The organism is Aminobacter niigataensis (assembly GCF_946995915.1).
In the GTDB taxonomy this organism is placed as follows: Bacteria; Pseudomonadota; Alphaproteobacteria; order Rhizobiales; family Rhizobiaceae; genus Aminobacter; species Aminobacter niigataensis.
This window is the reverse complement of record NZ_OX341517.1, coordinates 3474641-3498352: the sequence shown is the minus strand read 5'-3', so window position 1 is coordinate 3498352 and position 23712 is coordinate 3474641. Positions and strand designations below refer to the sequence as shown.

General features: G+C 63.7%; 19 protein-coding genes and 1 riboswitch. Of the genes, 6 read left to right on the top strand and 13 right to left on the bottom strand.

What is annotated here, in order from left to right; all coding sequences use genetic code 11:
* Positions 1 to 126 precede the first annotated feature (126 nt).
* A complete protein-coding gene (gene thrS / locus O1Y97_RS17040) occupies positions 127 to 2103 on the top strand; it encodes a threonine--tRNA ligase (RefSeq protein ID WP_318761776.1) in 1977 nt (658 codons plus the stop codon).
* A gap of 96 nt (positions 2104 to 2199) precedes the next feature.
* Here thrS and O1Y97_RS17035 read toward each other — a convergent pair whose 3' ends face one another.
* On the bottom strand, positions 2200 to 3168 hold the full coding sequence (locus O1Y97_RS17035; protein ID WP_318761775.1) for a hypothetical protein: 969 nt from the start codon (positions 3166 to 3168) through the stop codon (positions 2200 to 2202).
* 136 nt (positions 3169 to 3304) lie between these two features.
* Here O1Y97_RS17035 and O1Y97_RS17030 point away from each other — a divergent pair, with 136 nt between their 5' ends.
* On the top strand, positions 3305 to 3889 hold the full coding sequence (locus O1Y97_RS17030) for a nitroreductase family protein (protein WP_318764230.1): 585 nt from the start codon (positions 3305 to 3307) through the stop codon (positions 3887 to 3889).
* 5 nt (positions 3890 to 3894) lie between these two features.
* On the top strand, positions 3895 to 4503 hold the full coding sequence (locus O1Y97_RS17025; RefSeq protein WP_318761774.1) for a flavin reductase family protein: 609 nt from the start codon (positions 3895 to 3897) through the stop codon (positions 4501 to 4503).
* On the opposite strand, the gene O1Y97_RS17020 is transcribed toward O1Y97_RS17025, so the two are convergent.
* Both O1Y97_RS17020 and O1Y97_RS17015 read right to left on the bottom strand, forming a co-directional pair.
* Positions 4500 to 5378, bottom strand: coding sequence for an HpcH/HpaI aldolase/citrate lyase family protein (locus O1Y97_RS17020; RefSeq protein ID WP_318761773.1), 879 nt, complete (start codon positions 5376 to 5378; stop codon positions 4500 to 4502). The two genes, O1Y97_RS17025 and O1Y97_RS17020, sit on opposite strands and share 4 nt — an antisense overlap.
* Entirely contained in the window at positions 5378 to 5830 is a 453-nt protein-coding gene (locus tag O1Y97_RS17015; RefSeq protein ID WP_108608256.1) for a MaoC family dehydratase, read from the bottom strand. Before O1Y97_RS17015 ends, O1Y97_RS17020 begins: the two co-directional genes overlap by 1 nt.
* A 149-nt stretch (positions 5831 to 5979) precedes the next feature.
* Between O1Y97_RS17015 and O1Y97_RS17010 the strand changes: the two genes are divergently transcribed.
* Positions 5980 to 7101 carry a DUF2336 domain-containing protein gene (locus O1Y97_RS17010; protein ID WP_318761772.1) on the top strand — a complete coding sequence of 374 codons (1122 nt, stop codon included), beginning with the start codon at positions 5980 to 5982 and terminating at the stop codon, positions 7099 to 7101.
* A 13-nt stretch (positions 7102 to 7114) separates the two neighbouring features.
* Here O1Y97_RS17010 and parE read toward each other — a convergent pair whose 3' ends face one another.
* Positions 7115 to 9178, bottom strand: a complete 2064-nt coding sequence (gene parE / locus O1Y97_RS17005) for a DNA topoisomerase IV subunit B (RefSeq protein ID WP_183261348.1) — start codon at positions 9176 to 9178, stop codon at positions 7115 to 7117.
* 252 nt (positions 9179 to 9430) lie between these two features.
* On the opposite strand from parE, the gene O1Y97_RS17000 reads away from it, so the two are divergent.
* Positions 9431 to 10606, top strand: coding sequence for a GGDEF domain-containing protein (locus tag O1Y97_RS17000; protein WP_318761771.1), 1176 nt, complete (start codon positions 9431 to 9433; stop codon positions 10604 to 10606).
* Positions 10607 to 10703: 97 nt separating this feature from the next.
* On the opposite strand, the gene gcvP is transcribed toward O1Y97_RS17000, so the two are convergent.
* From gcvP to O1Y97_RS16955, 9 genes are all read right to left on the bottom strand, one after another.
* Positions 10704 to 13514: an aminomethyl-transferring glycine dehydrogenase gene (gene gcvP / locus O1Y97_RS16995; RefSeq protein WP_318761770.1), complete on the bottom strand. Its 2811-nt coding sequence runs from the start codon at positions 13512 to 13514 to the stop codon at positions 10704 to 10706.
* Positions 13515 to 13528: 14 nt separating this feature from the next.
* Positions 13529 to 13897, bottom strand: coding sequence for a glycine cleavage system protein GcvH (gene gcvH / locus O1Y97_RS16990; protein WP_108608251.1), 369 nt, complete (start codon positions 13895 to 13897; stop codon positions 13529 to 13531).
* A gap of 5 nt (positions 13898 to 13902) precedes the next feature.
* Complete coding sequence (gene gcvT, locus O1Y97_RS16985) at positions 13903 to 15003, bottom strand: glycine cleavage system aminomethyltransferase GcvT (protein ID WP_318761769.1); 1101 nt, start codon at positions 15001 to 15003, stop codon at positions 13903 to 13905.
* A 149-nt stretch (positions 15004 to 15152) separates the two neighbouring features.
* Positions 15153 to 15239, bottom strand: a riboswitch (glycine riboswitch).
* 147 nt (positions 15240 to 15386) lie between these two features.
* A complete protein-coding gene (locus tag O1Y97_RS16980) occupies positions 15387 to 16178 on the bottom strand; it encodes a molybdopterin-binding protein (RefSeq protein WP_318761768.1) in 792 nt (263 codons plus the stop codon).
* Position 16179: 1 nt separating this feature from the next.
* Positions 16180 to 17067 (bottom strand): cytochrome b/b6 domain-containing protein, encoded by an 888-nt coding sequence (locus O1Y97_RS16975; protein WP_318761767.1) that lies wholly within the window; start codon positions 17065 to 17067, stop codon positions 16180 to 16182.
* Positions 17068 to 17185: 118 nt separating this feature from the next.
* Positions 17186 to 17842: a DUF1345 domain-containing protein gene (locus tag O1Y97_RS16970; RefSeq protein WP_318761766.1), complete on the bottom strand. Its 657-nt coding sequence runs from the start codon at positions 17840 to 17842 to the stop codon at positions 17186 to 17188.
* Entirely contained in the window at positions 17839 to 18309 is a 471-nt protein-coding gene (locus O1Y97_RS16965) for a YaiI/YqxD family protein (protein ID WP_108608246.1), read from the bottom strand. The genes O1Y97_RS16970 and O1Y97_RS16965 overlap by 4 nt, the downstream gene beginning before the upstream one ends.
* Before the next feature lie 24 nt (positions 18310 to 18333).
* A complete protein-coding gene (locus O1Y97_RS16960) occupies positions 18334 to 18798 on the bottom strand; it encodes a GNAT family N-acetyltransferase (protein WP_108608245.1) in 465 nt (154 codons plus the stop codon).
* Positions 18798 to 19925 carry an S-(hydroxymethyl)glutathione dehydrogenase/class III alcohol dehydrogenase gene (locus O1Y97_RS16955; RefSeq protein WP_183261328.1) on the bottom strand — a complete coding sequence of 376 codons (1128 nt, stop codon included), beginning with the start codon at positions 19923 to 19925 and terminating at the stop codon, positions 18798 to 18800. Before O1Y97_RS16955 ends, O1Y97_RS16960 begins: the two co-directional genes overlap by 1 nt.
* Before the next feature lie 221 nt (positions 19926 to 20146).
* On the opposite strand from O1Y97_RS16955, the gene dnaE reads away from it, so the two are divergent.
* The gene (dnaE, locus tag O1Y97_RS16950; RefSeq protein ID WP_318761765.1) at positions 20147 to 23677 is read left to right on the top strand and encodes a DNA polymerase III subunit alpha; all 3531 of its coding nucleotides are present in this window, start codon (positions 20147 to 20149) and stop codon (positions 23675 to 23677) included.
* Positions 23678 to 23712 lie beyond the last annotated feature (35 nt).

The window sequence follows — 23712 nt, the reverse complement described above, 5'->3', positions numbered from 1 at the left end:
GCGGCGGCGGGCACGCCGCCCGGCTTTACGGCAGCGCATTCTCCCCCTAAAAGATCGCTCGCTGCCGGACGCATCCGGTTTATTGCCCACCCGCGCTCGTTTGCGGGACTGGATAGGAGAAGAGCTTTGTCGAATTCCGTTTCCCTGACATTTCCCGATGGTTCCGTCCGCGAATATGACGCGGCGCTGACCGGTGCTGGTCTGGCCGAGTCGATCTCGAAGTCGCTGGCCAAGAAAGCGGTGGCCTATGCCATCGACGGCACCGTGCGCGATCTGTCCGATCCGCTTGGCAAGTCCGGCAAGGTCGAGATCGTTACCCGTGACGATCCGCGCGCGCTGGAACTGATCCGCCACGACGCTGCCCACGTGCTGGCCGAAGCGGTGCAGGAATTGTGGCCAGGGACCCAGGTGACCATCGGCCCGGTGATCGACAACGGCTTCTATTACGATTTCGCCCGCAACGAGCCTTTCACGCCCGAAGATTTTCCGGCGATCGAAAAGAAGATGCGCGAGATTATCGGCCGCAACAAGCCGTTCACCAAGCAGGTCTGGTCGCGCGACAAGGCCAAGCAGGTGTTCCGCGACAAGGGCGAGGCCTACAAGCTCGAGCTGATTGATGCGATCCCCGAGGACCAGAACCTCAACATCTATGCGCAAGGTGAGTGGTTCGACCTGTGCCGGGGACCGCACATGGCTTCGACCGGCCAGATCGGCAGCGCCTTCAAGCTGATGAAGGTGGCCGGTGCCTATTGGCGCGGCGACAGCAACAACCCGATGCTGACACGCATCTACGGCACCGCCTGGGCCGACCAGGTGCAACTCGACCAGTACCTCCATATGCTGGAAGAGGCCGAGAAGCGCGACCACCGTCGCCTCGGCCGCGAGATGGACCTGTTCCATTTCCAGGAAGAGGGACCGGGCGTCGTGTTCTGGCACGCCAAGGGCTGGAAGATGTTCCAGAACCTCGTCAGCTACATGCGCCGCCGCCTTGATACGCAGGGCTATCAGGAGGTCAACGCCCCGCAGGTGCTTGATAAGAGCCTGTGGGAGACGTCGGGCCACTGGGGCTGGTATCGCGACGCGATGTTCAAGGTTACCGTTGCCGGCGACGACACCGACGACGACCGCGTCTTCGCGCTCAAGCCGATGAACTGCCCCGGCCACGTGCAGATCTTCAAGCATGGCTTGAAGTCGTATCGCGATCTCCCGGTAAAGCTTGCCGAATTCGGCAATGTCCATCGCTACGAGCCGTCGGGCGCGCTGCATGGCCTGATGCGCGTGCGCGGCTTCACACAGGACGACGCGCACATCTTCTGCACCGAGGAACAGCTCGCCTCCGAGTGCCTGCGCATCAATGACCTGATCCTGACGACCTATGCCGATTTCGGCTTCGACGAGATCTCGGTGAAGCTGTCGACCAGGCCGGACAAGCGCGTCGGCTCGGACGAGGCGTGGGACCATGCCGAAGAGATCATGGGCAACGTGCTCAAGACCATCGAGGCGCAGTCGGGCAATCGCATCAAGACGTCGATCAATCCGGGCGAGGGCGCCTTCTACGGCCCCAAGTTCGAATACGTCCTGCGTGATGCCATCGGCCGCGAATGGCAGTGCGGAACGACCCAGGTCGACTTCAATCTGCCTGAGCGTTTCGGCGCCTTCTACATCGGCTCGGACTCCGAGAAGAAGCAGCCGGTGATGATCCACCGCGCCATCTGCGGCTCGATGGAGCGCTTCCTCGGCATCCTGATCGAGAATTATTCGGGCCATTTCCCGCTGTGGTTTGCGCCGCAGCAGGTGGTGGTGGCGACGATCACCTCGGATGCCGACGACTATGCCCGAGAGGTGGTGGCCAAGCTCAAGGCCGCCGGCCTGTCGGCCGAAGCCGACCTGCGCAACGAGAAGATCAACTACAAGGTCCGCGAGCACTCGCTGGCCAAGGTTCCGGTCATCCTCGTCTGCGGCAAGCGCGAGGCGGAAGAGGCAAGCGTCAACGTCCGTCGCCTCGGCTCGCGCGACCAGCAGTCGATGGGCCTCGACGAGGCCATTGCCTCGCTGCGTGAAGAAGCGACGACACCAGATCGCCGCCGCGCCGCGCAGGGCTGAGCGGCCAACCAGACACGAAAAAGGGGCGGCAGAGATGTCGCCACTTTTTTCATCTGCCTGGATTCAAAAAGCTCGGACGGAGCAACCCGCGCCTGGTCAGTCGGCGCCTTCGTTGGGGTCGATTGCCGCAGCCTCGGAAGCGACAACCTCAACGTCCTGGTTGCGGCCGGCAACGACGGTGAAATCGCGCTGGTAGATGCGGTCGCGGTTCTTGGCGATGATGGTGTAGTCGCCTTCCGACAGGACCATCGAGGCAAAGGCGCCGACCGCTTCGCGCAACGGGTCGCCGGACTCTGTCAGAACCGACCAAGACGTATCGGCGATGGCTTCTCCGCCGGCCTCGCGCACCAGCTTGAAGGTCAGGTCGGCGGCACGGTGTTCGACCGTCGCCTCGGTCAGCTTGCCGGCCTCGACGCGGATGTCCGAGCGGATCACTGCATTGACGGCGCCATAGGTCGAGACGACATGGTAGGTGCCTGAATTGAGCCGCACCACCGAATTGGGTTCGACATCGGGGATGATCAGCGCACGCTCGCCATCGCTGCCTTCGTCTGCCTCATAGATCGAGAATTTGAGCTTGGCCGGCGGAATGCGCACGCCGCCCGAAAGCACCGCGTCAAGCTTGAGGCCGCCCGCATCGAGCACCAGGCTTTCGCGCTTGCCTTCCTTGCCGACGGTGATGCGTTTGGTGGCGCCTGCGCGACCGTAGGAGGCATGGACGAGATAGCTGCCGGGAGGCAACTGGAACATGCTGGTGCCGCCTTGGGCGGATGCCACCAGCGGCAGCTTGCCATCGGGGCCCGCCTCGGGACGGAACACGCGCCAGACCAGCCCGCGGCCGATGTCGCCGCCCTTGTCGGTGAGCTGGGCGGTCAGGGTGATCTCGCCGAGCGCACTGGTTGCCAGGGATTCGTCGTCGCGCGGCGCGGCAAAGCTTGAGATGCCAGGAAGGCTCAGGCCTTCGATTGCCGAGGCGCCATCCTGGGCAAACGCGACCGAAGACGGCATCGCGAACAGTGCGGCACCCAGAATCGGTGCGAAAAAGCGGAAGCATCCCCTCGACATCCCTTGTTTGAAGCGCAAGGCGGTGGCAATTTCAAGGCTATTCGGGCGCCATGGATTCCGACCAATGAGCCCCGCCGCCAAAGCAGCTGCCATTCCGGTCGGCGCTTCAGCCCAAAACCCAAGGAGCGCCAGCGCCGTGCCATCGCCGATCATCGACTTTTTGCTGACCCGCAATTCCGCACCGATCCCGGAACTGCGCGCGCCGGCGCCTTCCGATAGCGAGATCGAGACGATGCTGCGGGCAGCGACGCGCGTGCCCGACCACGGCCGTCTCGAGCCTTGGCGCTTCATCCTCTATCGTGGTGATGCGCGCATCGAAATCGGCAAGAAGCTGGCTGAACTGGCAGAGCGCCGCGAAGGGCCGCTGCCCGAGGGGCGGCGCAACCAGGAGCTCGCCCGCTTTTCGCGCGCGCCGCTGGTGATCGGCGTTGTGTCGAGCCCCAAGGAGAACCCGAAGATCCCGCAGTGGGAGATGTTCCTGTCGGGCGGCATGGCGGCGATGAACCTGATGACCGCCGCCAACGCGCTCGGCTATGGCACCAACATGATCACCAACTGGTATTCCGATGTCGAGGAAGGGCGCGCGCTGCTGGGCCTGGCACCGCATGAGCGGGTCGTCGGCTTCATCCACATCGGTAGCTATGACGGCTCTGCACCCGAGCGGCCACGTCCTGATGTGGCGAAGCTCCATAGCGACTATACTGGCCCCTGGGAGGGCTAGGCGCGATGTTCTACGAACCGTCGCAGGGGCACGGCCTGCCGCACGATCCGTTCAAGGCGCTCGTCTCGCCCAGGCCGATCGGCTGGATCTCGACCATCGGCAAGGATGGCGCGCTGAACCTTGCGCCCTATTCGTTCTTCAATGCCCTGACGGGCAAGCCGCCGCTGGTCTGGTTTTCCTCCGAGGGGCCGAAGGACAGCTCCACCTTCGCCGGCGAGACCCGCGAGTTCGTTGCCAATGTCGTCGGGCGCGAACTCGCCGAGAAGATGAACCGAACCTCGGTCAATGCCCCCAGGGGCACGAGCGAGTTCGGCTATGCCGGGCTGACGGCAGCACCCTCGCGGCTGGTGGCGCCGCCGCGTGTCGCCGAAGCACCCGCAGCGCTCGAATGCAAGGTCACGGAAATCTTTCGCCCGAAGGGGCTGGATGGAAAACAGACCGACATTTTCGTCGTCGTCGGCGAAGTCGTTGGCGTGCATATCAACGAGGCATTCCTGACCGACGGGCTGTACGACGTCGTCAAGGCCGGCAATGTCTCGCGCCTCGGCTACATGGACTATTCCAGCATCAGCGAAGTCTTCTCGATGCGCCGGCCGCGCTGGGAAGAAGACTAGGCTCCGGCAGCGGCCTCGGCGCGCGCCAGCAGGCGCTCGGCCCGGCGCAGGTGCGGCCGGTCGTACATCTGCCCGCCAATGCCGACGACGCCCGGATTACCGGCCTCCCTGAACGCAGCGACCACCGCTTGCGCATGTTCGACGGCTTCCTTCGCGGGCGTGAACGCATCGTTGATGATCGCCACCTGGTCAGGATGAATGGCCATCTTGGCGGTGAAACCGTCACGTTCGGCCTCCAGGCACTCAGTGCGAAGGCCCTCGTGGTCGCGGAAATTGACGAACACCGTGTCGACGGCGGCGACCTCGGCCGCCGAGGCGGCGAGAACGGTCAAGGCACGTGCGAGTCTGAACACATCGGTGTAGCGGCCTTGGCCGTCGCGCGTGGCGCGCGCGCCGATCGCCGCCGAGAGGTCTTCCGCGCCCCAGGTCAGGCCGGCCACGCGCGCGCTGGCACCCGCATAGCTTGCCGTTGCGAGGGTGCCGGCAGCGGTTTCGGTGATGATCGGGATGATGCGGATCGCGCCGTCCGGCAAACCGTTTTCGGCCTCGTGCACCCTGAGCTTGGTCGAAAGATGCTGGACGTCGGCCCCGGAATTCGACTTTGGCAGCATGATGCCATCCGGTGCGATGGGTACGATCGCGCGCAGGTCGTCGTCGGTCATTCCGGTCGAAAGGTCGTTGACGCGGACATAGATTGAGGACCGCGTCGTGCGCCTTCTGCTCGCGATGAAATCGGCGGCGACGCCGCGCGCATGGCCCTTGTTGTCGGGTGCCACCGAATCTTCGAGGTCGACGATGACGACGTCGGCGCCGGACAAGAACCCGCGTTCGAGCTTCTTTTCCGAATCTCCGGGAACAAACAGCAACGAACGCATCAGGCGGCCTTCTTTTTCATCATTGCCTGGCGCTGGCATTTGGCGACCAGTGCGCCGTGCTGATTATAGGCGCAATGCAGGAATTCGACGATGCCACGGTCGGTTTTCGACTTCGATTCGCGCACCGAAAGCACTTCGGTTTCAACGCGAATGGTATCGCCGTGGAAGACAGGGTGCGGGAAGGTGGTTTCGGTCATGCCGAGATTGCCGATGGTGGTGCCCAGCGTGGTGTCGTGCACCGAAATGCCGATCATCAGGCCGAGCGTGAAGAGCGAATTGACCAGCGGCTTGCCCCATTCGCTCTTGGCGGCAAAGTCGAAGTCGATGTGAAGCGGCTGTGGGTTCAGCGTCATCGTCGAGAACATCATGTTGTCGCTCTCGGTGACGGTCTTGGTGAGTTGATGCCGGATCACCTGGCCGACTACGAACTCCTCAAGAAAAAGACCGGCCATCCGCATTTTCTCCTGTTGCCCCGTTTTGATAGGCGCTGCCACGGCGGGCGGCAAGCGGGTTAACGGATATGGTGAACCGTTCGTAAACCTTTTGTTCCTAGGATGGTTTCAGGGGTTTGGCATGGCTTGCCGGGGGCGAAGAAAAGCGAATGGTGGTCTCGCATTTCCTGAGATGGATCGACACCGCGAAGGTGGCCGAGCGCGCAGCCGCGGCAGCCGCCCTGGCCAATGCCTACGTCAATCGCGAACTGCCGTTCGAGGACCGATGCGCCGCAGAGGCGGCGCTGACGCTGTTACTCGACGATCCCTCGTCGAAGGTGCGCCAGTCGCTGGCAGAGGCGCTGTCGATGAGCGCACACGCGCCGCTGCAGATCATCGCAGCCCTCGCATCCGATCAGCCTGACGTCGCAGCGCTGGTTCTGGCGCGCTCGCCGCTTTTGACCGATTCCGACCTCATCGACCGGGTCGCCTCAGGCTCGTGCGCCATCCAGAAACTCATCGCCGACCGGCCTGCTGTCTCCATGTCGCTCTCGGCGGCCATTGCTGAGGTGGGCGAGGCTGAGGCTTGCGTCACGCTGCTGCAGAATTATGGCGCCGATATCGCCTCGCTGAGCTTCCGTCGCATTGCCGAGCGCTTTGGTGGCGATGCGCGTGTGCGCGAGGCGTTGGTGGCCGATCAGCGGCTGCCTTCGGATTGCCGGCACCTGCTTCTTGTCAAGCTCGGCGAAGCCCTGAAGGCATCGCCCTTCGTCTTGGCCCTGATGGGTGCCGCGCGCGCCGAACGCGTGACGCGCGACGCCTGCGTGAAAGCCTCGATGACGCTGATCGAAGGCACGCGTGCCCAAGAGCATGCGGCACTTGTCGAGCATCTGCGACTGCGCGGCGACCTGACAGCCAGTTTCATCATCCGCATCCTCGCCCACGGCAAGGTCGACTTCTTTGGGGCAGCCCTGGTCGTGTTGACCGGCCGAGACGAACCACGGGTGAGGGCGCTGTTGTCTGCCGGGCAGGATGTGGCGCTGACGGCCTTGTTCCGCTCGGCCGGCCTTGCCGATGCGACACATGCAATCATCCTGCGGGCGCTGAAGATTTGGCGCGAGGTCGCCAATGGGCGCCGCGTCGCCGGAGCACAGGAAGTCAGCTGGCTGATGCTAAGGGAACTGGGCGGCCAAGCAGCCGAAGGCGAATTGGCCGGATTGGTCAAGTCGATCCATCTCGAGGCCCTGCGCGAGAACGCCCGCGGCCACGCATTGGCAATCGCGGCGGCCTGATCCGCCGTTAGCCTCAGATGTCGAGCGCGTCCGCCGCGGCGAATTCAGCGCGGTCCTGGATGAAGCGGAAGCGCAACTCCGGCTTGGTGCCCATCAACGCGTCGACCGCGCTCTTGGTCTCGTCGGCGTCGTCGAGGACCTCGATGCGCAGCAGCGTGCGCTTCCTGGGGTCCATCGTCGTTTCCTTGAGCTGGCTTGCCATCATCTCGCCAAGGCCCTTGAAGCGGCCGATCTCGACCTTGCCGCGTCCGCTGAACTCGGTACGCATCAGCTCTTCCTTGTGGGCGTCGTCGCGGGCATAGGCCACCTTGCCGCCCTGGCGGATCGAGTAGAGCGGCGGCACTGCCATGTAGAGGTGGCCGCCGCGGACGAGCTGCGGCATCTCCTGGTAGAAGAAGGTGATCAGCAGCGAAGCGATGTGGGCACCGTCGACGTCGGCGTCGGTCATGATGATGACGCGGTCGTAGCGCAGGTCTTCTTCGCGATACTTGGATCGCGTACCGCAGCCCAGTGCCTGGATCAGGTCGCCGATCAGCTGGTTCGACGCCAGCTTGTCGTTGCCCGCGCTGGCGACGTTGAGGATCTTGCCGCGCAGCGGCAGGATCGCCTGCATCTTCCGGTCGCGCGCCTGCTTGGCCGAGCCACCTGCCGAGTCGCCCTCGACGATGAACAATTCGGCCCCTGCGGCGGCATTCTGCGTGCAGTCGGCCAGCTTGCCTGGCAGGCGCAGCTTGCGCACCGCGCTCTTGCGCGACACTTCCTTTTCCTGGCGCCGGCGCACGCGCTCGTCGGCGCGCGCAATGACCCAGTCGAGCAGCTTGGAGGCTTCCTGCGGGTTGTCGGCGAGCCAGTGGTCGAACGGATCGCGGATCGCCGTCTCGACGATGCGCATGGCTTCGACCGTTGCCAGCTTGTCCTTGGTCTGGCCGACGAATTCGGGCTCGCGGATGAACACCGACAGCATGCCCGCAGCCGAGATCATCACGTCTTCGCTGGTGACGATCGCAGCACGCTTGTTGCCGACGAGGTCGGCATAGGCGCGCAGGCCGCGCGTCAGTACGTTGCGGAAGCCCATCTCGTGGGTGCCGCCATCGCCTGTCGGGATGGTGTTGCAGTAGGAATTGATGAAGCCGTCGCCGCCGAACCAGGTGACGGCCCATTCGATCGAGCCGTGACCGCTCTGCTTGTCGCTCTTGCCAGAGAAGATTTCGCGGGTCACCTGCATCTCGTCGCCGAGCGAGGCCTTGAGATAGTCGCCGAGCCCGCCGGGGAAGTGGAAGACCGCCTTGGCCGGGGTCTCGTCCTTCTCCTTCAGCAGTGCCGGGTCGCAACTCCAGCGGATCTCGACGCCGCCGAACAGGTAGGCCTTCGACCGCGCCATCTTGTAGATGCGGGCCGGCAGGAAATGGGCGCCCTTGCCGAAGATGTCGGGGTCGGGATGGAAACGCACCTTGGTGCCGCGCCGATTGTGGACGTCGCCGAGGCTTTCGAGGCCGCCTTGCGGCACGCCGCGCGAAAAGCGCTGGCGATAGAGCTGGCGGCCGCGCGCCACCTCGACTTCGAGCAGGTCCGACAACGCGTTGACCACCGAAACGCCCACGCCATGCAGGCCGCCGGAGGTTTCATAGACCTTCGAGTCGAACTTGCCGCCGGCATGCAGCGTCGTCATGATGACTTCGAGCGCCGACTTGTTCTTGAACTTGGGATGCGGATCGACAGGGATGCCGCGGCCGTTGTCGGTGACGGTCAGAAAACCCTCTGCGTCGAGCTCCACTTCGATGAAGGTGGCATGGCCGGCCACCGCCTCGTCCATCGAGTTGTCGATGACTTCGGCAAAGAGATGGTGCAGCGCCTTCTCGTCGGTGCCGCCGATATACATGCCGGGGCGGCGGCGCACGGGCTCAAGGCCTTCGAGCACTTCGATATCGGCTGCACTATAGCCCTCGCTGCCATCCTTGGCGGCCGGGACCGGGCGCTTTGCCACCGCTGCCGCCTGCACCAGCGGGTCCGCCGGACGCGACACGGGGCGGGGCGGCTGCTTGTCGAGGCTGCCGAAAAGATCGTTGCTATCGTCCATGCTCAATACAGTTTTCCGATGCTGCGAATCAGTTTGCCAAGTGTGCCAGTTTTGCCGTCAGCGCAATAGAAGTTCCGGTTATGTTCGTGCGTCATGTTGTCAAACGCGACGGAACCGTGCAACTATTCGTAAACGCAAACCGAAATCGCCGGTTGATGAGTGGCGACGATCTGGCCTTAGGCGGTTGCTGGGCGACCGCTAAGTCCATAAGTGCTTCCCAATCAATCGGACAATCAACAAGGCGGGGGCCTCGTGCTTGACTTCGGTTCCCTTTTGCTCGCGACGGCTTTGTCCGGCGCCTGTCTGAGCGGGACGCTGCTCGCCATCTGGCTGACGGCGCGCCAAGCGCGTTTCGTCTTTACGATGGCGGCCGGAATACTACTTCTTGTCGTCCATGTCATCGGCTTTTGGCAATATGGCCGCAACGCCTCGCCGTGGCTTGGCCAACTGACCCTGACACTGCTGGTGGGCGGCTTCTTCGTCATCCTGTGCTCGACGGCTCAGTACCTTGATAAGGGTTGGCACAGGATCGCCGCGGCGCCCGTGCTCGCGGCGGTGGTGTTGATCACGGCCGTGACCGCCTCCGGCTACGACGGCTTGGGTTTCGTCCTCGCCTATTCCACCGTCACAGCTCTGCTGATCGTAGTCACAGTGATGTTTTGGGCTGCCGGGGAATATGACCGGCGTATCCTGGCTGCGGTCACCCTGCTCGCTGGCAGCGCCGCCGTCTCCTTCACGCTCTGTGCGTTGGTGCTGGTTCTGGACGGGCAGTGGTCTCTGGGGACCGTCCCCAAGAATTGGGCCGAAGACCTCAACACCGCCGTCGTCGTCGCCTGCATGACGGCACTGGGGGCGCTGACCATTTCGCTGCATCACCTGCGCACCCAGCGAGAATTGACCGTCCAGACGCTGACCGACCCTCTGACCGGCTTGTTGAATCGCAGGGCGTTGACAATGTTCCATGGCGACACGCGGTTCGGATCGACGACGGCGCTGGCCATGTTCGACCTCGACCATTTCAAGCGCACCAACGACGTCTTCGGTCACGCTGCGGGCGATACGGTTCTGCAACGCTTCGCCGACGTTGTCAGGAATCATGCCCAGGACGGCGTCGAATGTTTTCGGCTGGGCGGTGAGGAGTTTGCCGTCATCATGTCAGGCGTCGCCCCTGATGAGGCGCACGGCATATTGCGGTCTATCGGAGGTTCCTTTGGCGCCGAGATCGTCGTCACCAGGCTCGGGCCACTGCGCAGCACCGTCAGCGTCGGCATCTGTTTCGGGGACGATGGCGCAATGACGCTCGATGAGATGCTGACCGCCGCCGACGCGGCGCTCTATGCCGCCAAACGCGCCGGCCGAAACCGGGCAGTTACAGCCGATATGACGGGTGGTGCGACAACCTACGAGCCGGCACGGTTGTTTGCCTAGGCTCGGCTGCGCCATTAGGCACAGCCGTCGAGAAGCCGCCCGCAAAAGGATACGGCCGGACTAGGTGTCCGGCCGATTCGTCTGGTTTCAGATCTGCTTACTCGGCGGCGCCGAGATATTCCGACAGCGGCGGGCAGGCGCAGACCAGGTTGCGGTCGCCGGCCACGTTGTCGATGCGCGACACCGGCGGCCAGTACTTGGCCGCGGTGTCGGGGTCGCCGCCGGGATAGGCCGCCTCGAGGCGCGAGTAGGGGTGCTTCCACTCGCCTGCCAGCGTTTCGGTCGCCGTGTGCGGCGCATTGGCCAGCGGATTGTCGTCCTTCGGCCACACGCCCTTTTCGACCTTGGCCGCCTCGGCAGCGATCGCGATCATCGCTTCGCAGAAACGATCGATCTCGTGCTTCGGCTCGGACTCGGTCGGTTCGACCATCAGCGTACCGGAGACCGGCCAGGACATGGTCGGTGCATGGAAGCCATAGTCGATCAGGCGCTTGGCGATGTCCTCGACGCTGATGCCTGCAGTCTCCTTGAGCACGCGGGTGTCGAGGATGCACTCATGCGCGACACGCCCGTTGCGGCCCTTGAACAGCACCGGATAGTACGGCTCGAGCTTGGTGGCGATGTAGTTGGCGTTGAGGATAGCCTGCTCCGTCGCCTGCTTCAGGCCCGAAGCGCCCATCATCCGGATGTACATCCAGGTGATCGGCAGGATCGAGGCGCTGCCGAAGGGAGCCGCCGAAACCGCATGCGCGCTGCCGGCCTCGACATGGCCGGGCAGGAACGGCGCGAGGTGCGACTTGACGCCGATCGGGCCGATGCCGGGGCCGCCGCCGCCATGCGGGATGCAGAAGGTCTTGTGCAGGTTCATGTGGCAGACGTCGGCGCCGATGTCGGCTGGACGCGAAAGTGCCACCATTGCGTTCAGGTTGGCGCCGTCGAAATAGACCTGTCCGCCATGCGCATGCACGATCTCGCAGATGTCGCGCGCACCTTCCTCGAACACGCCGTGCGTCGAGGGATAGGTGAACATCAGCGCCGCAAGCTTGTCGGCGTGCTGTTCGGCCTTGACCTTGAGATCGGTGACGTCGATGTCGCCGTCGTCGAGGCAGTGCACGACCACCACTTCCATGCCGGCCATGGCCGCACTTGCCGGGTTGGTGCCGTGCGCCGAAGACGGGATCAGGCAGATGTTGCGCTGGGTCTCACCACGCGAATGGTGATAGCGGCGGATCGACAGCAGGCCGGCATATTCGCCTTGGCTGCCGGCGTTCGGCTGCAGGCTGACGGCGTCGAAGCCGGTGATCTCGCAGAGCCAGGCTTCGAGATCGTCGGTCATCGCGCGATAACCGAGCGAATGGCTGGTCGGCGCAAACGGGTGCAGGTTGGCGACCGACGGCCAGCTGACCGGCATCATCTCTGCCGCCGCATTGAGCTTCATGGTGCAGGAGCCGAGCGGGATCATGGCGCGGTCGAGCGCCAGATCCTTGTCGGCGAGCCTGCGCAGGAAGCGCATCATGTCGGTTTCCGAACGGTTTGCGTGGAATACCGGCTGGGTCAGGAACTCCTTGCCGCGTGGTTTTCCGGGCAGGGCGCGCTTGGCTTCCGCCGGTGCCTTGGCACCGAACAGCGCAGCAATCGCTTCGAGATCCACGCCGGTGGAGGTTTCGTCGAAGGCGACCGAAACATGGTCGGCATCGATGACGCGCAGCAGACGGCCAACCTTCTCGCCTTCGGCAGCGATCGCTTCGGCCTTGCCCTTTGCCTCGACGGTGACGGTGTCGAAGCGCTTGTCGCCGAGCACTGTGACGCCGGCAGCCTTGAGGCCTTCGGCAAGACGGCTAGCCAGCGCGTGGATGTGCTCCGAGATCGCCTGCAGGCCGGACGGGCCGTGCCAGATGGCATAGGATGCCGCCATGTTCGCGAGCAGGGCCTGCGCCGTGCAGATGTTCGACGTCGCCTTGTCGCGGCGGATATGCTGCTCGCGGGTCTGGAGCGCCAGGCGATAGCCGGGGCGGCCCTTGCTGTCGACCGACTGGCCGACGAGGCGGCCCGGCATCAGGCGGGTCAGCTTGTCGGAGACGGCGCAATAGGCAGCGTGCGGGCCGCCGAAGCCCATCGGTACGCCAAAGCGCTGCATCGAACCGGTGGCGATGTCGGCGCCGAGGCTGGCAGGGGTATCGGTGACGGTCAGGCTGAGCGGGTCGGAAACGAAGATGACGATCGCGCCGACTGCCTTGGCTTTCTCGATCGCCGCCTTGTGGTCGCCATAGACGCCGTTGGTGTCGGGCCAGGAAACGATGAGGGCTGCCGTGTTGTCGTCGATGGTCTCGCCGTCGATCTCGGTGCCGAGCGGTTCGGCCCGCGTGCGGATGACGTCAAGGATCTGCGGGTGAGCGGCACCTGCGAGGGCGACGCGGCTGCGCTTGTCGCGGTGATGGCGCAGCGCGATGCCGACGGCCTCGGCCGCGGCGGTGGCTTCATCGAGCAGCGATGCGGAAGCGACCGGCAGGCCGGTCAGTTCGGCAACCAGCGTCTGGAAGTGGAACAGCAGTTCCAGGCGGCCCTGGCTGATCTCAGCCTGGTAGGGCGTGTAGGCGGTGTACCAGGCCGGGTTTTCGAACAGGTTGCGCTGGATCACCGGCGGTACGTTGACGCCGTGATAGCCGGCGCCGATGAAGCTCTTAAGCACCTTGTTGCGGCCCATCTTCTCGCCGAGTTCGGCAAGCGCTTGATGTTCGCTCGCAGGTGCCGGCAGCGCCAGCGGCCGGTCCAGCCGGATCGACTTCGGAACCGCCTGCGAGATCAGCGTTTCCACCGAAGGCACGCCGATCGCGGCAAGCATGGCGCGGGTTTCGGTCGCGCCGGGCCCGATGTGACGGGCCGAAAAAGGATATGGTGCAGTGGTCATGTCAGGCAATCCTGTCAACCGATATGGGCTTTGTAGCCCGCTTCGTCCATCAGGCCCTCGAGCTGGCCCGTATTGGCGATCTTCATCTTCCAAAGCCAGCCGTCGCCGGTGGCTGCCGAATTGATCAGCGCCGGATCAGAGGAGAGCGCAGCATTGGAGTCGGTGATTTCGCCATCGAGCGGCGCGTAGACGTCCGAGGCCGCCTTGACGGATTCGACGACGACGGCGACGTCGCCCTTGGCGAGCTTGCGGCCGGCTTCAGGCAGTTCGACGAAAACGAGGTCGCCAAGCTGTTCCTGGGCGTAGTCGGTGATGCCGACCGTTGCGATGTCGCCCTCAACGCGCAGCCACTCGTGGTCTTCAGTGTAATAGGTCTTGGTCATGGAAATTATCCTTTGCGATAGCGATGCTGCGTGAAGGGAAGGGAGTGGACGTCGACAGGCACCTTGGTGCCGCGAACATCGGCGAAGACACGAGTGCCGGCCTTGGCAAGCGGTGCCGAGACATAGCCCATGGCGACCGGGAACCCGACCGAGGGACCGAAGCCGCCCGAGGTAACACGGCCGGCGGGATTGCCGTCGGCGTCGAAGAGTTGCGTGCCCGAACGTACCGGCTGGCGGCCTTCGGGCTTCAGCCCGACGCGCTTTTCCTTGGCGCCGTCGGCGAGAATTTTCGAAAGCGCTGCCGCTCCGATGAACTTGCCGTCGGTACGCAGGTCCTTGGGGATGGCCCACATCAGGCCGGCACTTGCCGGGTCGGTGTCGGGCGTGATGTCGTTGCCGTGCAGGCAGAGGCCGGCTTCGAGCCGCAGGCTGTCGCGGGCGGCAAGGCCGATCCACATGACACGTTCGTCGCCGAGCAGCTTGGCGAGCAGTTCGCGGGCGTCTGCTTCCGGCAGGCCGATCTCGAAACCGTCTTCGCCGGTATAGCCCGACCGGCTCATGAACCAGTTGGTGCGCGGTTCGAAGCCCTGCATGAAGAACAGGGCGTCGGTGTCGACGCCGGCACTTTCGAGCACGGCTGCCGCTTCCGGTCCCTGGATTGCAATGAAGACGCGATCCAGGGGCTCGATGTTGGCGTCGAAACTCTTGCCGACTTCACGCAGATGCGCCTCGTCGGTGGCCGCGTTGCCGGCGTTGGCGACGACCATGAAACGGTCTTCGCCGAGCCTGGTGATGATGAGGTCGTCGACGATGCCTGCGGCTTCGGTGAGGAAGAAAGTATACTTGGATTGCTTGAACTCGAGTGCCTTGGCATCGAGAGGGCAAGCGCGGTTGATGAGGTCCCCCGCACCCGGTCCGCTGACCACGAACAGCTTCATGTGTGAGATGTCGAACAGGCCGACATGCTCGCGGGTGTGAAGGTGCTCCTTCATCACGCCGGCGGGGTAGGTGAGCGGCATGTTCCAGCCGGCAAAGGCGCCGAAGCGCGCACCGGCTGCGGAATGCAGGTCTTCGAGTGGCAATTGATTAGTATGGTCGCCCGTCATGTCTTCTCCAGAGTCGCACGTTGCCAGCCGCTTTTGGCAGCTATTCCGTGCCCCTCTGTCTGAAGCCTGAGAGACTCGCGCTCCGGATCTCTGTCGGCAGCGCTTACACCTTCGGCGCGGGATCCAGGTCCCGACTTTCCAGAGTGTCCTTCCTGTTTACGGTTCTTTTGCCTGAGAGATTTCGGGCGATTTCCCCTTCGGCGTCAGCTTTCGCTGCTCTCTCCCGCAAACAGGTGGAGCCCGCAAAGGCCCCAGACGACTCGTCAATATCCCAAGGCCGACACTTTGTCACCTATCGGCCAAGCCTTATTTGCAAAGTAGATAGTCCAGGCCAATACTTTCGGGTGGCAGTTTCCTATCCGCGGCAACCAGCGCCACTGCGTTCAGATGCCGCCGTACCAGTCGTAGCCGCGGTCTTCCCAATATCCGCCCTTGCCGAGGCCCATCGAATTGAGGCCGTCGACAAGTTCGATTCGGTGCACGTATTTCGGCATCTTGTAGCCGAGCTGGCGTTCGACCCGGACGCGCAGTGGCGCGCCGTTCTCGACCGGCAACGCTTTCCCGTTCATCCCATAGGCGAGAATCGTCTGGGGATGCCGTGCGTCGACCAGGTCGATCGAGCCGTAATACTTGACCTCGCCCGACAGGCTTCGCTCGATCGTGTCGAGGCAGTGGAAAACGACATAACGTGCTTCAGGCTTCACCACCGCCTGGTCCAGAACCAGCGCCATCGGCACGCCGGTCCATTTGGCGATGCAGCTCCAGCCTTCGACGCAGTCATGCCGGGTGATCTGGGTGCGCGAGGGCATCGCCATCAGTTGCTCCCGCGACAGCGACAGCGGCCTTTCGACGAGCCCGACAACCTCGAGCCGCCAGTCGGCGAACTGATTGGACAGCAGGCCCTTGTAGACATCGTCGTCGGGCGCCGTCACACCGTTCGGACGCTGCGGCTGGCGAATGTCCGCCTCGGAGAATTCCTGGGCAAGGGAGGCGTGGCCCGCGATCAGCCTTTGCGCGCGATAGGTCAGTCCATTGGCGCCTTCGAGCACATTGCGCACGCCGTTGTCGCGGTCCTGCAGGAAGTCGAAGGCATCGCAGCCGGAAAGCGCTGCACCCGAAATTCCGAGGGATGCGGCGGTCAGGAAGCGTCGGCGGCTGATCTGAAACTTTGGCATCTCAGGCACTCCCTTTGTCGGAATTGCCGCGCTCGGATGGATCCGTACGGTACCAGCCGGTGATGATCGAGCGCAGTTCGTTGATAGGGCCTGCAGCCAGGATCATCAGCATGTGGACAATGAAGAAGCCGACGAGCAGCACCATCGCAACGAAGTGGATGGTGCGGGCTGTCTGGCGCCCGCCGAGCATGTCGGCGAGGAAGGGAATCGCCGCGTTCATGGTCGGCGACATGGCGAGGCCGGTCAGGATCATCAGCGGCAACAGCACGAACAGCACGCCGCCATAGGCAAGTTTCTGCAGCGTGTTGTAGTCGCGGCTGTGGTGGAACTTCAGTCTGGCGTGGTCGGAGATGTCTCTGGGCAGGCGACGTATGTCGTCCGCGCGAGGCACAAGATCGCGGCGCAGGTGGCCGCTGAGCGCGCTGGCGACAAGCCAGGCCAGCAGCGTTGCCGACAGGACCCAGGCGAAGAAGAAGTGCACGACGCGGCCGGTCGCGAGGTCCTGTCCGGACGGGATCGTCGCCCATGCCGGAAAGGCGCGGGCGTCCAGATTATCAATGGGGCCTGAAAGGCCAAGGATGCCGGTGGTGTTGAATCGTTTGCCGAGGAGTTCGGTGTAACCTATTGGTCCATTTGAGCTATAGTCGGAGCCAATGACCAGAACGTCGTTGTCGAACTGGAAGCCCGATTGCTTGCCGATGTAGAGCGCAGGATGGGCGTTGAAGATCTGCAGTCCGCTGAGCAGCAGGAAGAACAGCGACAGCGCCCAGACCCAGTGGGTCAGCCGCGTCCAGCGCGTTTGCCGATAGACCAGTTCGCTCTCCGGGCGATTGGACGTCGGCACCGGGTGCCCGTCCGATTGCTGCACGATACGCGACTGGCTTTCCATCTGGCCTGACCTCCAATGGCGCACGCGGCCTTGGGCGGAAGCGCGCTGGTGTTGGTCAAACTACGCGTCCGGTCGGAGATAGGTTTCGGGGCCGCGATGATATTCGCGTGAGCCGGGCTCAGTTGGCCAAGGAGACCACCAGGTTGACCGCCGCGGCGACGATGATGGTGTTGAAGAAGAACGACAGGATCGAATGCAGCATCACGGCGCGGCGCATGTCCGTGGTGGAGATGTCGGTGTCGGCGGTCTGCGCGGTCATGCCGATGACAACGGCGAAGTAGAGAAAGTCCCAGCCGACCGGTCGGTATGTTTCAGGAAAACCCAATCCACCTATGGGCTTACGTCCATGCGTTGATGCCGTGTCTGACTTGTCGTCACCCTTCCAGAACAGGTGAGCATAGTGCAACGCAGCCATGGCGTGGATGGTGAACCACCCGAAAGGCAGCGAAAGCAGCGAGAAGACCAAGGCAATCGGATTGGTAGCTTCCTTGGCGTTGATCAGCATGAACAGCGAGCCGACCGCCACCGCCACGATGCCGATGGTGACCAGGAAGATGATGCCCACCGGCTCGTCCGCGTCCTGGGCGCGGTGGCTGAGATAGGCGGCATCCAGTGCCGGCATTTGCCGCAGGATCAGCGCGATGTAGGCGACGAAGAAGACGTTTGCGCCGATGGCGAAGGCCAATGGCTGGCCGAACAACAGTGCGCCAGCCAAAGCAGCGACGCCTAGGGCAGCGCTGATCAGGAACACGACATGGCGCTTGAATGGCTTCATGACGGCGGAGCCGCCTTCAGCGCGCGTCGCGCCATCTGGTCCAGGGCGCCAAGGAAACGTGAACGGTCCTGCGGCGCAAAGGATGCGTTGTAACCCTTGCTCTCGCCGGTCTCGCGCAGATGCTGCTTGAGGTCGCGCATGGCCACCGCCATGCCGATGGTCTCCGGCGTAAAGGGCTTGCCGGTCGGTCCCAGCACATGGGCGCCCAGCGCTACCGCCCTGGCGGCCAGCGGGATGTCGGCGGTGACGACGATGTCGTTGGCATGGGTATTGTCGACGATCCAGTCGTCGGCAGCATCCGCGCCTTTGGACACCACCACGTTGCGGATCATCGGATCGCGCGACGGCCTGAGGCCGCCGTTGGAGACGAAGGTGACGATGAGATCGAGGCGTTCGGCGACCTTCACCACCTCGTCCTTGACCGGGCAGGCGTCGGCATCGACGTAGATGATAGGCTTGCTGTCCATCGCACCACCTTGCATGCGCAAGGCTCAGGCAGGCAAGGGCCGGAGCATGTCGATATGGGGGATATCATCTTCCAGATATTCCTCCGAGACGGTCTCGAAGCCGAAGGACGCGTAGAACCTCTGGAGGTGGCTCTGCGCCGAAAGCGCGATCGGGCGCCCGGGAAACAGCCGCCCACAGGCGGCGATGGACTCGCGTATCAACATGCCGCCCAATTGCTTGCCGCGATGGTCGGGCGAAACCACGACCCGGCCGATATAGGCCGGGCCGTCGCTGTTGGTGGGGGCGATGATCCGCGTGCTTGCCAGCAATTCCTTGCCGGCAAGCAGCCTGAGGTGCAGTGCCTCGGGGTCCTTGCCGTCCAGTTCGGGAAACGCGCATTTCTGCTCGACGACGAAGACGTCGATGCGCATTTTCAGCATCGCATAGAGGTCGCGCGGAGACAGGTCGTCCAAGCCTCTGACGTCGACCTCGTATGCGACACCGCTCATCAATAAACCACGACGCTTCGGATGCTCTCGCCGGCATGCATCAGATCAAAACCCTTGTTGATGTCTTCGAGCTTGAGCGTATGCGTGATCATCGGGTCGATCTGGATCTTGCCCTCCATGTACCAGTCGACGATCTTCGGCACGTCGGTGCGGCCGCGCGCGCCGCCGAAGGCGGTGCCCTTCCAGGTCCGGCCGGTGACCAGCTGGAACGGCCGCGTCGCGATCTCCTGGCCGGCACCGGCGACGCCGATGACGATCGATTCGCCCCAGCCGCGATGGCTGGCCTCGAGCGCCTGGCGCATCACCTTGACGTTGCCGGTGCAGTCGAAGGTGTAGTCGGCGCCGCCGATCTGGTCGGCACCCCGCTTGGTCATGTTGACGAGATAGGGAACGATGTCGCCCTCGACCTCCTTCGGATTGACGAAATGCGTCATGCCGAACTTTTCGCCCCAGGCCTTGCGCTCATTGTTGAGGTCGACGCCGATGATCATGTCGGCACCCGCCAGGCGCAGACCCTGCAGCACGTTGAGGCCGATGCCGCCGAGGCCAAAGACGATGGCCGTTGCGCCGATCTCGACCTTGGCGGTGTTGATGACCGCACCGATGCCGGTGGTCACGCCGCAGCCGATGTAGCAGATCTTGTCGAAGGGCGCGTCGGGGTTGACCTTGGCCAGCGCGATCTCGGGCAGCACGGTGAAGTTCGAGAACGTCGAGCAGCCCATGTAGTGGAAGATCTTGTCCTTGCCGATCGAAAAGCGCGACGAACCGTCCGGCATCAGGCCCTGGCCCTGCGTCGAGCGGATCGCGGTGCACAGATTGGTTTTCCGCGACAGGCACGACGGGCACGAGCGGCATTCGGGCGTGTAAAGCGGGATGACGTGGTCGCCCTTCTTGAGCGAGGTCACACCCTTGCCGACGTCGACGACGACACCCGCACCCTCATGGCCGAGGATCGCCGGGAAGATGCCTTCGGGATCGGCGCCCGACAAGGTGAATTCGTCGGTGTGGCAGATGCCGGTCGCCTTGATCTCGACCAGCACCTCGCCCTCGCGCGGGCCTTCGAGGTCCACCTCCATGATTTCGAGCGGCTTTCCGGCTCCGACGGCAACTGCGGCGCGGGTTTTCATGGCGATGTTCCTTCATGTAATTTCGGGGGCAAAAATCCGGCGGCAGGGTTTCAGGTTTTGGCCGGGCGATCAACCGGGAAGGTGACGCCGCACCGTGCTAAAGCGGCGTTCGGCATCGTCCTCCACAAGGCGTTTCCGGCGTGACCCCATGCGGGATGGACACGATGGCGCCCCTGGCCGAACATGCCGGCTGAAATCTTCCTTGCAAGGCAAACGATTCGATGTCGAGTGAACGGCTCCCGCGCGATCCCCTGAAGCGTGAAGCGCTAAAAGCAGAAGCAAAGCCAGAGGCTTCCGCAAGGACGTTCATTCACCTGCGCGTTCATTCCGCCTATTCTCTGCTCGAAGGCGCATTGCCGCTCGGCAAGGTCGTCGGACATGCCGTGAAGGATGCCGCGCCGGCAATCGCAGTGGCCGACAGCAACAATTTGTTCGGCGCGCTGGAATTTGCTCAGAAGGCAACCAAGGACGGCGTGCAGCCTCTGGTTGGCTGCCAGGTCGACGTCGACTTCGCCGAGACTGCCGATTCCAGCCAGCGCGGACCCGTGTTCAAGCAGGCGCTCGATCTTCTCCCGATCGTACTGATCGCCGCCACCGAGGCAGGTTATGCCAACCTCGTGCGGCTTGTCAGCCGACTCTATCTCGAAACGCCCAATGGCGAACCGGTGCATGCCAAGCTCGACTGGGTCGCCGGGCTGGCGGACGGCATCATCTGTCTGACCGGCGGGCCGCGGGGGCCGATCGGCACGGCGATCAGGAGCGATCACCAGGTCCTCGCCGAAGCCCGGCTTCTGGGCTTGCAGGCAATGTTCGGCGACCGGCTTTATGTCGAGCTGGAACGTGTGGCCGGCTACGATCGGGGTGTCGAGGCAGCGACCATCGAGCTGGCCTACCGTCACCGCCTGCCGCTGGTGGCGACAAACGAGGCCTTCTTCCCGACCCGCGCCGACTATGAGGCGCACGACGCGCTGATCGCCATCGCCGAGGGTTCGGTGGTTGCCGAAGACAACAGGCGCAGGCTGACCCCTGACAATTTCCTCAAGTCCCAGAAGGAGATGTCGGAGCTTTTTGCCGATCTGCCCGAAGCGATCGACAATACGGTCGAGATTGCCCGGCGCTGCTCGTATTATCCCAAGAATCGCAATCCGATCCTGCCGCGCTTCACCGGGGGCGACATTGCCGACGCCGACGCCGCCGTTGCAGCCGAAGCGGCCGAACTGACCCGGCAGGCCCATGACGGCCTTGCCATGCGGCTTGAAACGCGCGGCCTGGCCGAGGGCTATACGCCGGAGCAGTACAAGGAACGCCTGGAATACGAGCTCGGCATCATCGAGCGCATGAAATTCCCCGGCTACTTCCTGATCGTTGCGGACTTCATCAAGTGGGCGAAGGTGCAGGGCATTCCGGTCGGCCCGGGCCGCGGCTCGGGCGCGGGTTCGCTCGTCGCCTATGCGCTCACCATCACCGACGTCGATCCGCTGCGTTTTTCGCTGCTGTTCGAGCGCTTCCTCAACCCCGACCGCGTCTCGATGCCCGACTTCGACATCGACTTCTGCCAGGACCGGCGCGAAGAGGTCATCCGCTATGTCCAGGCCAAATACGGCCGCGACCAGGTCGGGCAGATCATCACCTTCGGAACGCTGCAGGCGCGCGCCGTGCTGCGCGACGTTGGCCGGGTGCTGCAGATGCCCTATGGCCAGGTCGACAAGCTGTGCAAGATGGTGCCGCAGAACCCGGCCAACCCGGTGACGCTCGGCCAGGCGATCGAGGGCGAGCCGCGCTTTGCCGAAGAAGCCGAGCGCGAACCGATCGTCCAGACGCTGCTCGACATGGCGCAGAAGCTGGAAGGGCTCTACCGCCACGCCTCGACGCACGCCGCCGGCATCGTCATCGGCGACCGTCCGCTGTCCGAACTGGTGCCGATGTACCGCGACCCGCGTTCGGACATGCCGGTCACCCAGTTCAACATGAAATATGTCGAGCAGGCCGGCCTGGTGAAGTTCGACTTCCTCGGCCTGAAGACGCTGACGGTGTTGCAGAAGGCGCTGCAGTTCATCAGCCGGCGCGGCGTCGACATCGACCTCGCGCTGATCCCGCTCGACGATCCGCTGACCTATGCCATGCTGTCGCGCGGCGAGACGGTCGGCATCTTCCAGGTTGAAAGTGCCGGCATGCGCAAGGCGCTGATCGGCATGAAGCCCGATCGCGTCGAGGACATCATCGCCTTGGTGGCGCTCTATCGCCCGGGCCCGATGGAGAACATCCCGACCTACAACGCCCGCAAGCACGGCGACGAGGAGATCGCCTCGATCCATCCGATGATCGACCATCTGGTGAAGGAGACCCAAGGGGTCATCGTCTACCAGGAACAGGTGATGCAGATCGCCCAGGAGCTGTCGGGCTATTCGCTCGGTGAAGCTGACCTTCTGCGCCGCGCCATGGGCAAGAAGATCCGCGCCGAGATGGACAAGCAGCGCGAGCGCTTCGTCACCGGTTCGATGGAAAAGGGCGTCTCCAAGCCCCAGTCCAATGCGATCTTCGATCTGCTTGCCAAGTTCGCCGACTACGGCTTCAACAAGTCGCACGCCGCAGCCTACGCCATTGTTTCCTACCAGACGGCGTATCTGAAGGCGCACTATCCGGTCGAGTTCCTCGCGGCCTCGATGACCTACGATATGTCGAACACGGACAAGCTCAACGACTTCCGCCAGGACGCCATGCGCCTCGGCATCGATGTCGTGCCGCCGTCCGTCATGACCAGTTTCCGCGACTTCGAGGTCGGCGAAAAGAAGATCTTCTACTCGCTCGCCGCCATCAAGGGCGTCGGCGAAGCGGCGGTCCAGCATATCGTTGCCAAGCGGATGGAAAAGCCCTTCGCCAGCCTCGCCGATTTCTGCGAGCGCATCGATCCGAAGACCGTCGGCAAGCGTGTTTTCGAAAGCCTGATCATGGCCGGTGCGTTCGATTGCTTCGGCCACGATCGCGCGGCCTTGATGGCCGGCATTGAGCGCATGATGGGCCTCGCCTCGCTGGCGCACGAAAACGCCACGCTTGGCCAATCGGATATTTTCGGCAGCGCCTTTTCGGGTCAGGCGCCCGTGCTGCACCTGCCGCAGGCCGATGCATGGTTGCCGGCCGACCGTTTGCACCGAGAGTTCCAGGTCGTTGGTTTCTATCTCTCGGCGCATCCGCTCGACGAATACAAATCGGCGCTCGAAAAGATGCGCGTGCAGAACTGGACCGATTTCGCCGCAGCGGTGAAGCGTGGCGCCACAGCCGGCCGGCTCGCCGGCACGGTAACGACCAAGCAGGAGCGCAAGACCAAGACCGGCAACAAGATGGGCGTCGTCCAGTTCTCCGACGTCTCCGGCCAATATGAGTCGGTGCTGTTTTCGGAGGCGCTGGCGCAGTACCGCGACCTGCTCGAACCGGGCAAGTCGGTGGTCATCACCGTTGCCGCCGAAGATCGGCCCGAGGGCGTCAACCTGCGCATCCAGACTGTGCAGTCGCTGGAAGATGAGGCCAGCCGCGTGCAGAAGACATTGCGCATATTCGTGCGCGACGCAGCACCGCTGAACATGCTCTCCAATCAGCTTACGACCCGCGGCGAAGGCGAGGTCAGTTTCATCGTGCTGAAAGGCGAGGCCCAGGGCGAGATCGAGATCGAACTGCCCAACCGCTACCGCATCACGCCTTCGATCGCATCGGCCATGCGGGCGGTGCCTGGCGTGGTCGAGGTCGAACTGGTCTAGGTCACGCCTGCTGCCTACTGGTGCGCAAGACTGTA